The sequence below is a fragment of the Erythrobacter sp. genome (assembly GCF_040217515.1).
In the GTDB taxonomy this organism is placed as follows: domain Bacteria; phylum Pseudomonadota; class Alphaproteobacteria; order Sphingomonadales; family Sphingomonadaceae; genus Erythrobacter.
The window spans coordinates 176,204-188,948 of record NZ_JAVJPT010000003.1 but is presented as its reverse complement, the minus strand read 5'-3'; the positions used below and the strand labels follow the sequence as shown (position 1 = coordinate 188,948).

The 12,745-nt window shown below is 67.4% G+C and carries 11 protein-coding genes; 6 read left to right on the top strand and 5 right to left on the bottom strand.

All coding sequences use genetic code 11. The features are described from left to right. Positions 1 to 41: 41 nt before the first annotated feature. Complete coding sequence (locus RIB52_RS02530; RefSeq protein WP_350172586.1) at positions 42 to 857, top strand: head GIN domain-containing protein; 816 nt, start codon at positions 42 to 44, stop codon at positions 855 to 857. Between the two features lie 58 nt (positions 858 to 915). After that, positions 916 to 1,254, top strand: coding sequence for a hypothetical protein (locus RIB52_RS02525; protein WP_350172584.1), 339 nt, complete (start codon positions 916 to 918; stop codon positions 1,252 to 1,254). Between the two features lie 15 nt (positions 1,255 to 1,269). On the opposite strand, the gene RIB52_RS02520 is transcribed toward RIB52_RS02525, so the two are convergent. Next, the gene (locus RIB52_RS02520) at positions 1,270 to 2,235 is read right to left on the bottom strand and encodes an L-threonylcarbamoyladenylate synthase (RefSeq protein ID WP_350172582.1); all 966 of its coding nucleotides are present in this window, start codon (positions 2,233 to 2,235) and stop codon (positions 1,270 to 1,272) included. Between the two features lie 92 nt (positions 2,236 to 2,327). Here RIB52_RS02520 and RIB52_RS02515 point away from each other — a divergent pair, with 92 nt between their 5' ends. Together RIB52_RS02515 and RIB52_RS02510 are read left to right on the top strand one after the other, a co-directional pair. Beyond that, positions 2,328 to 4,070, top strand: a complete 1,743-nt coding sequence (locus RIB52_RS02515; protein WP_350172580.1) for an acyl-CoA dehydrogenase family protein — start codon at positions 2,328 to 2,330, stop codon at positions 4,068 to 4,070. Positions 4,071 to 4,078: 8 nt separating this feature from the next. Continuing rightward, positions 4,079 to 4,903 (top strand): DUF815 domain-containing protein, encoded by an 825-nt coding sequence (locus tag RIB52_RS02510; protein ID WP_350172578.1) that lies wholly within the window; start codon positions 4,079 to 4,081, stop codon positions 4,901 to 4,903. Here RIB52_RS02510 and RIB52_RS02505 read toward each other — a convergent pair. Then, complete coding sequence (locus tag RIB52_RS02505; protein WP_350172576.1) at positions 4,900 to 6,381, bottom strand: PQQ-dependent sugar dehydrogenase; 1,482 nt, start codon at positions 6,379 to 6,381, stop codon at positions 4,900 to 4,902. The two genes, RIB52_RS02510 and RIB52_RS02505, sit on opposite strands and share 4 nt — an antisense overlap. 64 nt (positions 6,382 to 6,445) lie before the next feature. On the opposite strand from RIB52_RS02505, the gene msrC reads away from it, so the two are divergent. Beyond that, positions 6,446 to 6,943 carry a free L-methionine (R)-S-oxide reductase MsrC gene (gene msrC / locus RIB52_RS02500; protein ID WP_350172574.1) on the top strand — a complete coding sequence of 166 codons (498 nt, stop codon included), beginning with the start codon at positions 6,446 to 6,448 and terminating at the stop codon, positions 6,941 to 6,943. Positions 6,944 to 7,107: 164 nt separating this feature from the next. Further along, a complete protein-coding gene (locus tag RIB52_RS02495; protein WP_350172572.1) occupies positions 7,108 to 8,094 on the top strand; it encodes a YMGG-like glycine zipper-containing protein in 987 nt (328 codons plus the stop codon). A 21-nt stretch (positions 8,095 to 8,115) separates the two neighbouring features. Here the strand turns inward: RIB52_RS02495 and RIB52_RS02490 are convergent, their stop codons facing one another. The 3 genes from RIB52_RS02490 to RIB52_RS02480 form a co-directional block, all read right to left on the bottom strand. Further along, entirely contained in the window at positions 8,116 to 10,887 is a 2,772-nt protein-coding gene (locus tag RIB52_RS02490) for a collagen binding domain-containing protein (RefSeq protein ID WP_350172570.1), read from the bottom strand. A 46-nt stretch (positions 10,888 to 10,933) separates the two neighbouring features. Beyond that, on the bottom strand, positions 10,934 to 11,770 hold the full coding sequence (locus tag RIB52_RS02485) for a fimbrial biogenesis chaperone (protein WP_350172568.1): 837 nt from the start codon (positions 11,768 to 11,770) through the stop codon (positions 10,934 to 10,936). Positions 11,771 to 11,997: 227 nt separating this feature from the next. Continuing rightward, the gene (locus tag RIB52_RS02480) at positions 11,998 to 12,531 is read right to left on the bottom strand and encodes a DUF4402 domain-containing protein (RefSeq protein WP_350172566.1); all 534 of its coding nucleotides are present in this window, start codon (positions 12,529 to 12,531) and stop codon (positions 11,998 to 12,000) included. Between the last annotated feature and the right edge of the window lie 214 nt (positions 12,532 to 12,745).

The following is a 12,745-nucleotide window of genomic DNA, read 5'->3' as shown; positions in this document are numbered from 1 at the left end:
GTATTATACCACCAATACACAACCGCACTCGGAGGGAAGCAATGATCGACAGTTTCATCCAACGCATGGCCCCTGTGGCCGCGCTTGCGCTCGGCACGGCGCTGGGCGGGTGCAGTGCCGACATCAAGGTGAACGGGATGGACGGCGTGCCCCTGTCCGAGCTCGATACGGACGGGGCCACGCCGAAGGAGCTCGTCCTCGCCAGCGGCGACAGGGTGATTTTGCGCCAAGGCGATGGGCTTTCCATCACCCTCGAGGGCGATCCGGAAGAAACCGACAAGCTTCGCTTCGCCCTCGACGATGAAACGCTCGGCATCACCCGCGAAAAGGACAGCTGGGGTTCGGGCGGCTCGGTCACGGTCAATGTCACCATGCCACCGCCCGAGGAAATCGTAGTCGCGGGCAGCGGCACGATCATCGCGCAGAGCTTGGCGAAGGAGGCCGAACTGACGATCGGCGGATCGGGCGATATCGAGGTCGGGACGATCGCCGCCGACAGTCTCGAGATCAACATTGGAGGGAGCGGATCGGTCAAGGGGTCCGGAACCGCGAGCAGGCTCGAGATCAATATCGGCGGATCGGGTGATGTCGACCTCGCCGCGCTCAAGGCCGACAGAGCGGACATCACCATTGGCGGGGCTGGCGATGTCGCCTTCGCCTCGGACGGCAAGGTCGAGGCGAGCATTGCGGGATCGGGCGACGTGCGTGTCACCGGCAGCGCGAAATGCGAAGTCTCCGCTTTCGGCTCGGGCAAGTTGACCTGTTCGCCCGCACCAGCCGATGACGGCGATCCCGGATCCGCGAGCGCGCAAGCGGCTCTCGAAGCCCCCGCCGAAGGCGGGGTGGGCGAGAACTGATTGCGCCCTGCTGCGCCACCGGGCTTGCGCGAATCGCGGGGGCGCGCATGGTGCGACCATGCGCACATCCCCGGCCCTCGCCGCTCTTGCCGCCCTCCCCCTGCTCTCGGGTTGCCTTGCCCGTACGGCGGTCGATGTCGTGACGTTCCCGGTGCGCGCCGCCGGGGAGGTGGTCGATGTCGCCACCACCAGCCAGTCCGAACGCGACGAGAAACGCGGGCGCGAATTGCGCGAGCGCGAGCAACGACTCGGCAAGCTCGAGCGCCGCTATGACGACGAGCTGGCCGATTGCCGCTCCGGGGACGCTGGCGCCTGCGCGGATGCCCGCGAGACCTGGGCCGAGATGAAGGAGATCCGCGCCAGCCTGCCCGCGCCCCCGCCCGAGCCGGACGACTGAGCGTCGCGCGGCGGATCAGCCGGGTGGCGTGGCGGCGCGGCGGAGCCGGTCGTTCACAGCCTTTCCCATGCCGCCCGCCGGAACGGGGGCAACCGCGATACGGGGGCTTCGCGAAGCGGCGGCTTCGTGCAGGCAGGCATAAAGGCGGGCTGCGGCTTCGGTGACGTCACCTCGCGCCGACAGCGTGCAGTCGCCCGCAATGGGTCCGAAGCCGATCATGAATTCGTCCGGCTCCGCCGCCTCGGCCTCGAGCCGCACGGGCTTGCCCGGGGCGTAGTGGCTGGCGAGTTGGCCGGGAGCGGTGATCCCCTCTAGAGCGGCCATGCCGGCGATGTCGTGGTCGTGATAGTGGCGATAGAGCGCGCCGACATCGACCGGCCCGGGTCGCAATTCGTGCCATTCCCCTTCGGCGGTGATCCGCAGGATCGTGGATTCCACGCCTGCCTCGGTCGGCCCCGCATCAAGCACGGCATCGATCCGGCCGTCGAGCGAAGTAAGGACATGGCGGGCGCAGGTGGGGCTGATGAAGCCCGAGCGATTGGCCGAGGGAGCAGCGAGCGGAAAGTCGACATGGTCGAGCAGCTGGCGCATCACCGGGTGTGCGGGAACCCGTATCGCCACGGTGGGGAGGCCTGCCGTCACGGCCTCGGCGAGCGCGGCCTGCGCGCGCCGCTCGACCACCAGCGTCAACGGTCCGGGCCATTGCCCCCTGGCGATCTCGCGCAGGACGGGATCGGAGAAGTCGCCATGAATCGCCGCCTGCCCCGCATCGCGGACATGGACGATCAACGGATTGAAGCCGGGCCGTCCCTTGGCGGCATAGATCTTCGCCACCGCTTCTGCGCTGTCGGCGCGGGCGGCAAGGCCGTAGACCGTCTCGGTCGGGACCGCGACGAGGCCGCCCGATTCCAGGATCCGCGCCGCGCGCGCGATTCCTTCGCCATCGGCGGCCAGCACCTGGGTAACGTCCTTGTCGCTCATGGCCTGGGCGCTATATTCCCCGGAGAAGCCTGCCAAGAGGCAGGCGCTTTTTCCGATTGTCCCCGCACCCTACCCAAGGACGAGAATTCGCCGTGACACCCTATACCCCGCCGACCCAAGACCAGCTGCTAGCCATTCGCGTCAATGCGGGGATCGAGGAGTTGCAGCAATCGGAGCGCTTCGCCCATGCCGAACCCGATCTTGTCGAAGCGATCGTCGAAGGCGTCGGGCAGTTCGCCGCCGGGGAATTCGCGCCGCTGAACCGCGTCGGTGATACCGAAGGCGCGAAGCTCGAAAACGGCGTGGTGCGCCTGCCCGACGGGTTTGCCGAGGCCTACGATGCCTATGTCGAGCAGGGCTGGAACGCGATCGCGAGCCCCGAGCAATTCGGCGGGCAGGGCTTGCCCTTCACCCTTTCGTGCAACGTGTTGGAAAATCTCGGCGCGGCGAACATGGCGTTCACGCTGTTGCCGATGCTGTCGGTCGGCGCGATCGACGCGCTCGAGCATCACGGGTCGAAGGACCAGCAGGCGCGCTATCTACCCGATCTGGTCAGCGGCAAATGGTCGGGGACGATGAATCTAACCGAACCGGCCGCCGGCAGCGATGTCGGCGCGCTGCGTTCGACCGCCGAACCGATCGAGAACGGCCCGCATGCCGGCAAGTACCGGATCACCGGTCAAAAGATCTACATCACCTGGGGCGAACACGATCTTTCGGACAACATCATCCACCTCGTCCTCGCCCGCCTGCCCGGCGCGCCGGAGGGATCGCGCGGCGTCTCGATGTTCCTCGTGCCCAAATACCACGTCAATGACGATGGATCGCTGGGTCCGAAGAACGACCTTCGCTGCGTCAGCCTGGAGCACAAGCTGGGCATCAACGCCTCGCCCACCTGCGTGATGAGCTATGGTGACAACGGCGAATGCATCGGCGAGCTGGTGGGCGAGGAAAACCGGGGGCTCGCGGCGATGTTCACGATGATGAACAATGCCCGCATCAATGTCGGCAACCAGGGCGTCCAGATCGGTGAGCGCGCGACCCAGCAGGCGATCCATTACGCGATGGACCGGGTGCAGTCGGCACGCGCCGGATCTCCCGACAGGAACCCGGTCGCGATCATCGAACATCCTGACGTGCGCCGCATGATCCTGCGCATGAAATCGCTCACCGAAGGCGTGCGCGCCCTGCTTTACTACTGCGCAGGCCAGGTCGATCGCGGCAATCTGGGCGACAGTGCGGCCAAGGCGCGCGCCGATATCCTCGTACCGCTGGTCAAGGCGTGGGGCACCGATGTCGGGGTCGAGGTTTCGGGCATCGGGATCCAGGTCCATGGCGGCATGGGTTTCGTCGAGGAAACCGGCGCCGCCCAGCACTGGCGCGATTCCCGCATCGCCCCGATCTACGAAGGCACCAACGGCATCCAGGCCGCCGACCTCGTCACCCGCAAGCTCGGCCTCGAAGGGGGCGAACCGATGATCGCCCTGTTCGAGGACATCGCGCGCGACGCGGCAGCCGAATCCGCGCTCGCCGCGCTGGCGCAGGATTGTGCCGATATCGCACGCTGGATGCAGGACGAGGCGAGTCTCGATGACAGGCTGGCAGGCAGCGTTCCCTTCTGCACCATGTCCGCCGTCGCGGTGGCGGGCTGGCAGCTGGCGAAGCAGGCCGAAGCGGTCGCGAGCGGCGCGGCCCCCGCGCTCGAGACGAGCAAGCCGGTGACGGTGCGCTTCTTCCTCGACCGGATCGTCGGCGAAGCGAGCGGGCTGAAGGCAGGCGCGATCGGCGGTGCGGACCTGCTCTATTCGCTGCCGAGCGAAAAGCTCGCGGGCTGATCGCGGACATGGACGAGAGCCGCGCGCTGCTTGAGCGGATCGCCGCGGCGCTCGAGCGGATCGCCCCGCCCGCGCCGCGGCGAACCGACTGGCAGGGCTCGCCCGCTTTCCGCTGGGACGATGGCGGCGCGCACCCGGTCGCACGGATCGATTCGCTGCCGCTGCAAACCTTGCGCGGCGTGGAGGAGCAGAAACGCGCGCTTCTCGAGAATCTCACCCGCCTTGCCGAAGGCGCAGCGGCGCATGACGTGCTGCTGTGGGGCGCGCGGGGCATGGGAAAGTCGGCGCTCGTGCGGGCCTGCATCGCCGCGCTCGAAGACGAAAGGCCCGGACGGATCGCGCTGGTTCAGCTCGCACCCGGTTCGCTGGAGGGCTTCGCAGAGCTGCTCGAACAGCTTGCCCGGCAGGGGCGCGCCTTTGTCCTGTTCATCGACGATCTCGGTTTTGGCCCCGAAGGCCGCGCCGATATGCTCGCGCTGCGCAGCCTTCTGGACGGGGGTATCGTCCCGCGCCCGCCCCATGTCCGCATCGCCGTGACCTCCAACCGCCGCGCCATCGTCCGGCGCGAGGAGGCCGAGGCAGGCGCGCTCCACGAACGCGACGAACGCGACGATGCGCTGGCGCTGGCCGACCGGTTCGGTCTAACGCTGGCGTTCCACCCGGCGGACCGGGAAACCTACCTCGCTATCCTGCGCGGCTATACCCAGCCTGCGGGCCTTGCCTTCGACGAGGAGGAAGCGCTCGCCTTTGCCATCGCGCGCGGAAACCGGTCGGGCCGCACCGCGCTGCAATTCGCCACCGAACTGGCCGGGCGAGCGGGCAAGCGGCTCTAGTCTGGCTGTCCCGCCTGTTCGCGCAGGACGCGCGCCTCGCGCTCGGCACGCGGATCGCGCAATTCGCCCCTTGGTTCGAGCGGTTCGCTCTCGTTGGCTTCGATCGGGGCGGCGGGTTCGGCTTCCGGATTGACCGTGCGCCAGATGATCCCGGCGGTATCGTCCGACACCAGCAGCGATCCGTCCTCGGCCCATTCGACCCAGGTCGGCCGACCGTTGGTCGTCCCGTCGCCTTGCAGGAACCCGCCGAGCACGGGCTGCGGCTTGCCCACCGGATTGCCGCGCTCGTCGAAGGGCACGAAGACCACGTCATAGCCGGAAGGCGGCTTGCGGTTCCACGATCCGTGCCGCGCGATGAAGGCGCCGCGCGCGAAGGCGTCTCCCATGCGGTGCCCGCCGCGGGTGAAGACCAGGCCGAGCGCTGCGACATGCGGCCCGAGGGCGTATTCGGGATTGCGGGTGTATTCCATCAGATATTGCGGCATCGGCGCTTCGACCCGGCGGTCGATATTGTCCTTGTAATAGAGCCAGGGCCAACCGTATTGCGCGCCTATGGGCACATTGGTGAGGTAATCGGGCACGAGGTCCGAGCCGAGCATGTCGCGCTCGTTCACCGTGGTCCACAGCTCGCCCGTCCAGGGGCTGAAATCGAGCCCGTTGGCATTGCGCAGGCCCGCGGCGAATTGCGCCTGCCGATTCGCGACCAGATCGTAACGCCAGATCATCGCCCGGCCGGTCTCGGCATCCATTCCCTTTTCGCCGATATTGCTGGCCGAACCGACAGCGACATAAAAGCTGTCGCCGTCCGGGGCGATCTCCATGTTGCGCATCCAGTGATTGCCGCCCGCCGGCAGGTCCATCAGCTTGCGCGGCTCCCCCGTCACCGCATCGGCACCGAGTTCGTATTCGAATGCGAGAACCGCGTCGTGATTGGCGACATAAAGGGTTCCGTCCTTCCAGCTGAGGCCCGAAGGCGAATCGAGATCGGCCTCCCGGATGACCTTGCGGATCTCGGCCACCCCGTCGCCATCGGCGTCGCGCAGCAGCACGATCCGGTTGGGCGAAGTTCCGGCCGAACCCGCCTTCTCGAACAGGTAGGACGCGACCCAGCCCTCGATCGTCGCCATGATCCCGCCCTCGCCTTCGTCCTCGGTCGCAGGCGCGCGGGTCAGCGTCACCAGCACATCGCCATTGGGCAGGCGATAGAGCACGCGCGGATGGTCGAGGCCCTCGGCGAAGCGATTGACGGTCAGCCCTTCGGCGGTGGTCGGTTTCTCGCCCTCTTCCCAGCCGACCGGATCGGCGATCTGCACCGTGGGAAAGCTTTCCGCTGCGGGCTCCTGCAGCACGGGGTCGGTCCCGGCGACTTCCTCCAGCGGCAGGTCCGCGGTGTCGCCGCGCGTCAGGAAAAACAGCGCGATGCCGACGACGAGGACGAGCACCAGCAGCGCGATTGCGGTCTTGCGAAGAATAGCCATGGCCAAGGGATTAGAGCGCGCTTCGGCTTGCCGCAACGGGGCATGGGACTATGAGGCTGGTCCCATGTTCGATTTTCGACCCGATGACACCCTCGCCCCCGAAGAACTCCATCGCCAGCTTTGCGAGGCGGCCGATGCGCTGACCGCGAGTGAGCCCGACGGCATCGCCAACATGGCCAATATCGCCGCGCTTTTGTGGGAGTTCCTGCCGGATCTCAACTGGGCGGGCTTCTACCGCGTCGCGCCGGCGATGAGCGGGGACGAGGAGCTGGTGCTCGGGCCTTTCGTCGGGCGCCCGGCCTGTATCCGCATCCCCTTCGGGCAGGGCGTATGCGGCGCTGCGGCCGGGTCGGGCCGGATACAGCGGGTCGAGGATGTCCACGCTTTCCCGGGCCATATCGCCTGCGACGCGGCGAGCCGGTCGGAACTGGTCGTGCCGGTGATCCGCGATGGCCGGGTGATCGCGGTGATCGACCTCGACAGCCCTTCGCCCGCGCGCTTCAGCGAAACGGATGCGCGCGGGATCGAGCGCCTCGCCGCGCTGCTCGCGGCGCGCATCTGAGGCTTAGCGCATCGGCCGCAGAACGCCCCGAAACGAGACAGCGCCTCGCCGGGCGCTTGGGCGCGGGGCGGAGCGGGTGGTAACTTCCGGCTAACCATTTCGGCGGTCCGGGCAAGCGCGAGTCGCGCCTGCCCCGTGATCGTCGCAGCTTCCGGGGAAACGCCATGCCAGTCACTCGCCGCCATCTTCGCTCCACCGCCGCTTTCGCGGGCCTGCCGCTGCTCGCCATGGCCGGAGCCGCCGCTGCGCAGGATGCTCCGATGAGCGCGCAGGAGGTACAGCAGCTTCCCCCCGAATACCGCACCGGGCCGATCATCACCGAGGACGTGAGCGAAGGGGCGGACGGAGTCGAGACGATCACCCGCACCCGCCGGATCGAAAGCCCCGCCCCAGCCTATGCTCAAGGATACGAGGGCGGCGAAAGCTACCAGGGCCAGCCCTATGCCCGCCCGGCCGGAGCCTCCTACCCCGGCTATGCGCCCTACGCCCCTGCCCCGGTCGTGTTCGAGCGCGACCAGTGGATCGAGGAATGCCGGCGGCGCACTTCGGGCCGGGACGAGCGGGAAAAGGGCGGTATCATCGGCGCGCTGCTCGGGGCGATCACCGGCGGCATTATCGGCAACCGGGTCGCCGATGCCGAACGGCTCGGCGGGACATTGATCGGGGCCGGCACGGGCGGGCTTGCAGGGCTCCTGCTCGGCAATCTGATCGGCGGGGGTAAACGGGACGACCGCTATGACTGCGAAGCGGCGCTCGACAGCTATATCTCGCAATACGGCTATCCGGCGACCGGGCCCGCACGGATTGCCTCGCGCAGCATTCCGGCAGCTCCGGCGGCGACCTACAGGCCCGCGCCGCCAACCTATGGCTATCCGGCTTACGCGCCCGGCTATGCTCCGCAATATGCGCCCGGATACGGCTACGCGCCGAGCTACAGCTACGCCCCGCCGCCGCAGATGGTTATGGTGCCGATGCGTTACGAACAGCCCCAGCGGGTAATCGTGCGCGAAACGGTGCGCGAGGAACTGGTGCCGGCCACCCGTTCGATCCCCGAACCCGCTCCGCGGCCGGTCCGGCGGGTGCGGCCTGCGCCTTCGCCCAAGATGATCAAGACCGCCCCGCCCGCTCCGCGGCCGATCAAGGGCGAGTAAGCCGCGAGAGCCGGGCGGCCATCACTCGGGTGCGGCAGAGGCCGGCTCCCGTGCCGCGACCTGCGTCGTTTCGGCCATTTCGGGCGGGTCCACGCTGCGCAGCCTGACCGGCCCGATGCGGACGATGTCCTCCCCCTGCCGGATGGTGAAGTCCTCCGCCCCGCGCGGCCCCGGCAAGGCGCGCACGACCTCCAACTTCGCAGCGGCTTTTTCGGCGACCCGCAGGCGATATTGTCCATAAGGCACGCGCTGGAACAGGAAGAAGCCGTCGAACTCGCTGATCGTTTCGGCGACGACAGTGCCAGCCTCGTCCACCAGCTCGAGCTTGACGCCCGGCTTTTCGATCCCGTTCACGCCAAGCAGAAGGCCTTCCACTTCGCCACTGGGCGAGATCGGGATCGCGATTTCGGCCATCACGCCGGGGCGCGGGGTGATCACGATGCCCTTGACCGCCGGAGCGAGGAAGGGATCGCCGAGCGTGCTTTCATCGACGCCCACCAGGACCGGGCGGAAGGGGCGCAGCTCGTCGACGATCGTGCGCCCGTTTTCCCCCGTCCACGCATCGGTGCTGCGCTGACCCGCTTCGACCAGCACGTCCTTGAGCGCCGCTTCGCCCGGATCGCGCCGGCCATTGCCGTCATCGTCGCGGAAAACGGTCACGTCGGCCTGCCCGCTGCGGGCAAGTTTGGCCTGCGAAACGCGCACCCCGCCGCTCACCGGGTCCGGGCCAAGGCTGAAGGCCACCTGCACCCCGGCGCCGACGCCGCCCCTTGTGGTGACGAAGGCATCACCGCGCAGCAACAGCTTGTCGAAGCGCCGGGTATAGGCGGCCGTGAAGCGGAATTCGTCGGCCTGCCCGACATATTCGACCTGCCCCTGCATGTCGGATCGGTCATCGAGATTGGCATCGACCCGCACATTGGCCCGTTCGAGCCCGGTGCGCGGTCCCTGCAGCGCCCAGACCGCATTGCCGCGCAGCCGGAACCGGCCCAGCCGCGTGTTGGCCAGCAGGCGCAGTCGCGTGTCGGTCCGGGCGGGGGCGATCACGCCTGCGGTGCGATCGCGATGGCTGAGCTGGGCCGAGATCGCCACCCGGCCCGCCGTGACCGATGTCGTCAGCGTCGCTTCGTTGAGCTGCGCCCCATCGCTTAGCTGCGCGTGCTGGACGTCGCCCTGGATCGGGAGCGACACCTTGCCCAGAGAGAGCGAGGTGTCGAAGGTAAACCCCGCCCGCCAATCGACATCGCTCTCGGCGAATTCGCTCGTGAAATTCCCGAAGGAGACGAGCCCGTTCACTCCGAAATTGATCGAGCCTATGCGTCCCAGCGCATTTGCCTCGGCGACGGCTCCGGCTCCGAATTCGTGGGCCGCAGCCAGTTCGAGCTGCATCGCGCCCAATGTGCGCATCAACGCGCCCTCCGCATAGGTGCGGCGGGCGCCGTCGAAAAAGAGGCTCTGCATGCCGAACGCGACACTGGTCCTCTGGTCCAGCCCCCGTTCGACCCCGACCCCCCAGCGCCATTTCTGCGGCAGGAAAACATTCTGGCGATTGAGCTGGACGAGATCGCGCTGCGTCTGCAGCACACCGGCCCAGTAATAGGTCTGCCCGGGCTCGATCTGGTTGAAGCCTACGGGCACGCTGGTTTTCTCGCGCCGGACCTGGCCCTGTGGGCCGTAGAGCACCACTTCGAGATCGTTGCGGCCGTAGAACAGCTCGATCTCGACGAATTCGTAGCGCCCGTCGCCGCGATCGTCCTGGAAGGCGATGAGCTGGCCGTTGCGATACAGCTCGGCGTCCCAACCCGCCGGCAACGTGCCGCGCAGGGTCGTCGCGGAGAAGCGGTTGTTGCGACCGATCGGGCGATTGGACACGAAGGCCCCGCGCCCGACCTGCGTCTGCCCGGTCAGCCGGCCCGCAATCGTCTCGACATCGCCCACAGCCACCTGCGTCGCCTCGAGCGGGCCGAGCAGGCCGCCCGTCGGATCGTTGCGATAGGCCCGCAGGCGCAGGGTCTGCGGGTTCATCTGGGTGTCGGTCGCGAAGCGCGCGAAATAGCTCGCCCCGAGAGCCTCGCCCGCCGCGTAGAGTTCGACGCGGCCTCCGACCGACTCGCGTCCGGCTTCTCCGCTCGTCACCTCGCCCTGGGCGACCACGTCGAGCGAGGGGGTGCGCCAGGGCTTGTATTCCATGTCGGCGGAGGGGAACTTGGACAGGTCGAATGTCTGCTTGGACCGGCGTTCAAGTCGCGCTGCGCGACTTCGCCTTTCGATCGCCTGCATGAACGGCAGGTCGCGATCGGTCTCCAGCCGGATCAGCGCGTTGTAGAGGTCGGGTTTGAAGGCGATCCCGAACCAGCGCGAGAGCGCATCGGTATCGACGCACCAGCCTTCGGGGGTGTCGTAGATGTCCCCGGCGATGGGCGCGCGCCCGGTGTTCATGTTTTGTACTGTGCCAGCGTCACGATCGAGAGTGAAAGTCTGGTCCTCGGCGAACATCCAGCCAGTTGCGCGGCGCGACTTCTTGTCGAGCCGGATCGGCAGGTCGAGCGACTGGATCACGTCGGCAAGGTCGAGGCAAACCCCGCGATCGGTGCGGTATCCGCGCACATCGAGAGTCAGCTTGTATTTCCCGATGACAGGCTGGAGGAAAAGGTAATCGTCCTCGTTCGCCTGCCAGGTCGAACCGCCCGCGCCGTCACCCTGCGCCATCGCAGGCGCAGGCGATGCCCACACGCCAAGCGCCGCCGCAAGACCTGCGACTGCGCCGGTGAGAGAGGGATGGCGGGAAAACATGGGTTCGGGGTTGTGACTGCGGCGGGCCGCTGCGGATCGCGCTCGCTCAGTCGATCCGCGTCTCGAGCGCGGCCAGCAGGCCGCCGCCCGCTTCGGGCATGTCGCGATATTCGAAACGCAGTTCGCCCTTCATCGCGGCGGCCTGTTCCGGGGTCAGGGTGATGCGGACCTTGCGCTGGCCGATCTCGGGATAGATCGCGACGCCGCGCAGCAGCACGAGCGGATCTTCCACCCCAGGCTTCGTCACCCGCAATTCGCCATAGGTCGAACTGTCGCCCGTGCGCTGGATGGTGACCTCGAGCTCGGGTCCCTGTTCGCGCTCGACCAGCTCCGGCTGTGCGATGGCGGCCTGTGCTTCGACGCGGCCGTGGCGGACGATGATCGGAATGGTAACGCCATAGATCGGGATCAGCTGGATCGAAACCTGGTCGCTGTTGCGCTGTTCGGCGGTGACCTCGCGCGGCTTGGGAATGGCGCGGAACGACATGTGGACCCGATATTCGCCATCGGGCAGGTCGGTGCCGGGCCGCGCGGCGAGCCGCACCGCCTGAGGCTGGCCCGGCGGCAGGACGATCCGGCGCGGCGCGTAACGGATCATGCCGAGCGCCGCTTTCTCCTTCTCGTTCGCATCGGTTTCCTCCACGGGGACGAGCCGCCCGTTCTCCAGCATCCGGCGCAGTTCGAGCCCGATGCGATAGGTCGCTTCCTCACCGCCGATATTGCTGAGGATGACCTCGGTTCCGCGCCGCCCGTCGAGGATCACGCGGGTGGGAGCGACCAGCAGGTCGCCCTGGGCGGAAACGGGCGTGGTGAAGGAAAGCGACGAAAAAGCGGCGAGGACCGCAGCACCGCGCGCGATGGCACGCATGGGCTTGAAATGCATGGCTGGACAGCTCCCGTGAAGGGCGCGGCCTGCTTTCAGCCGCGCTGCGTGGTTTCACGCAGCGTGGTAAGCAAATACGGTTAAGATCCTTCTAACCATGCGAGCCCGCCCTCCTCGGCGCGCCCGACGCGAAAGGGCCGCGCATCCCTTGATGGATACACGGCCCTCGCGCCGGTCTTTCGGCGAGGCGACAAGGCACTTCGCCGGGCTGTCACCAGCCCGTGCAATCAGGAATATTCGACCGACACGTCGAAGCTGCCGGTATAGATGCCTGCCGCTTCCGAACCGTCGAATTCGATGGAGCCGCCGACGGTGAAAGAGCCGTCGCCCGAACCGTCGAGCGTGATTTCGTCGCCCGCTTCGCTCGAGACGAAAGCGTCGAGTTCGATCGTGTGCTCGTCGGCGGTGGCCGCGGTCAAATCGGGGTGGGTGAGGTCGATCTCGCCGGTCGGCAGGTTGATCGTCACCGCCTTGTTAGCGGTGCCGGTCACGTCGAACGCGGCGACGGCCGAGGTGCCCGAACACACGATGTCCGAGGCCGAGCAATCGAGCGTGCCGTCAGCGGCCAGCGAAACGGTGCCCGCGCCGTCGACAACCATGGTCCCGAAATCGAGGCCGGAGGTTCTGTCGAGAGTGAGCGCATCGAGAACTTCGGCGGTCGCGGTGGCCGAAGCGGTGTCCTGGGCGAAAGCGGCGTTGCTCATGCCCATCGCGGCGAAGAGAGCGATACCCGCCGCGCCGAAACGAATGGTCTTGGTCATGTCTGGTCCTTCCAAGCGTAGTCTTACCCGTTGCAGCACAAGCGCTCGAAGCCGCAAAAGGGCCTCGAAACCAGGCTACCGAACGGACATTGACGCCCGTTCGCCGCTGCTAGGTAGAACCGCGCAGTTCAGGCTTCGTTCGTGGTTATGGTTAACAGCGCGTTAGGACTTAACGCTTGGGCGCTTCAAAGCCGCGGATTTCCGGGACCAGGGA